At 52.5% G+C, this 998-nt stretch carries 2 protein-coding genes; one reads left to right on the top strand and one right to left on the bottom strand.

Annotation, left to right across the window (positions count from 1 at the left end; all coding sequences use genetic code 11):
- A partial coding sequence (locus D5269_RS17920; RefSeq protein WP_147408085.1) for a LytTR family DNA-binding domain-containing protein occupies positions 1-365 on the bottom strand: 365 nt, incomplete at its 3' end.
- Positions 366-585: 220 nt separating this feature from the next.
- On the opposite strand from D5269_RS17920, the gene D5269_RS17915 reads away from it, so the two are divergent.
- Entirely contained in the window at positions 586-963 is a 378-nt protein-coding gene (locus tag D5269_RS17915; RefSeq protein WP_166545248.1) for a hypothetical protein, read from the top strand.
- Positions 964-998: the final 35 nt, after the last annotated feature.

The raw sequence follows: 998 nt of genomic DNA, 5'->3' as shown, positions 1-998 counted from the left end.
CACCGGGTCAGGGCCTGTGCCAGCTTTTCATAGGAATAGGGCTTGACCAGGTAAAATGCCGCCGCCACATCATAGCTGTCCACAGCAAATTCCTTGGTGGTTGTCGTAAAGATTAGCTGGCAGGCATCGTCCTGCTCCCGGATTTTTTTCGCCGCTTCCATGCCGGTCATGCCGGACATATAAATATCCAGAAAAATCACATCAAAGGTATCCGGGGCAAAGCCTGCAAGCAGGGCTTCGCCGCTTTCAAAAACTGCCGGGGCCGGAACCAGGACAATCCCCTGCTCCCGCGCCCAGCGGCAGATAAATTCCCGCAGTTTCCCAGCGTCTGCGGAAAGGTCGTCTGCAATGGCAATTCGCATCATTTTCGCCTCCTAACACAAAAGACTTCGTTTGTCAAGACCCATTATACCATATTTTCAGCGTCCTGACCTACATCTCATGCAGATTTTTGACATCTCATGCAGAGCCTATTGACAAGAACGGGAAAAACGCTATGCTAAATATATAACCGATTCCTTAAAAGGGTCGGTTTTTTTGATGCCATTTTTTCATTTTTATATACTGCGGAAAGGAGGAGCCGGATTGAGGATTGCACTTTATAATGAAAACCCCGGAGAACTGAAAGCACTGTCAGGGCAGCTTGACCGGTGCGCCAGGGAATACCTGCGTTTTGCGGAGATCGTCCCCTATGCCAGACAGGAGGATTTTTGCGGCATGGTGCGGGACAGGCCAGATTTTGACCTGTTTGTGGTGGCGCAGGACGGCACGTTCAGCCTGGAGGTGGTGGAACTGCTGCGGGAGGAACGGCCAAAGGCGCGGATTTTCTGGTTTTCTGACCTGGACTTCGCCCTGCGCGCCTACCGCTACAACGCGGACTGGTTTGGGCAAAAGCCTGTTGCCCTGCCCGCCATGCAGAAAGCCTTTGGGCAGCTTATGACGCAAAACACAAACGCTTTGTGAGCCGCCCGTCCCAAAACCAAAAAGCGCCTGCCCAG

Origin of the sequence: Anaerotruncus sp. 1XD42-93 (genome assembly GCF_009917605.1) — a bacterium.
Classification (GTDB): domain Bacteria; phylum Bacillota; class Clostridia; order Oscillospirales; family Ruminococcaceae; genus Anaerotruncus.
This window is presented reverse-complemented; position numbering and strand designations above follow the sequence as displayed.